Below are 275 nucleotides of genomic sequence, written 5' to 3'. Positions count from 1 at the left end.
AGCGCGACGACGCGCGCGAGATAGTCGAAGCTGCTCAGAAAGCCGAGGTAGTTGCCGGGATGTGTCGCATATTGCGCGGCGATCAGATCGACGATCGGCTCGAGCGAGCGGTCACGATCGCGCCAGCGCGTCGACACGTGGCTCGCCACGCGCACCGTCAACTGCTCGGCGCGAAACGGCCCTTCGACGTCGAGCCAGCCCGTGTCGGCCGGCAAGCCGAGCGTGTCGCGATAGAACCGGAACGGGCTCAACGTGCCGGAAAACAGCACGGTGGC

1 pseudogene is annotated in these 275 nt (G+C 66.5%); it reads right to left on the bottom strand.

From position 1 onward, the window contains the following. Positions 1–275 (bottom strand): annotated as a pseudogene (locus SB816_RS31380) (ATP-dependent DNA helicase); the annotation flags it as partial.

Origin of the sequence: Achromobacter sp. SIMBA_011 (assembly GCF_046535435.1) — a bacterium.
Taxonomy (GTDB): Bacteria; Pseudomonadota; Gammaproteobacteria; order Burkholderiales; family Burkholderiaceae_B; genus Achromobacter; species Achromobacter dolens.
The sequence above is the reverse complement of the archived record's forward strand: the minus strand, read 5'-3'. Positions and strand labels throughout refer to the sequence as shown.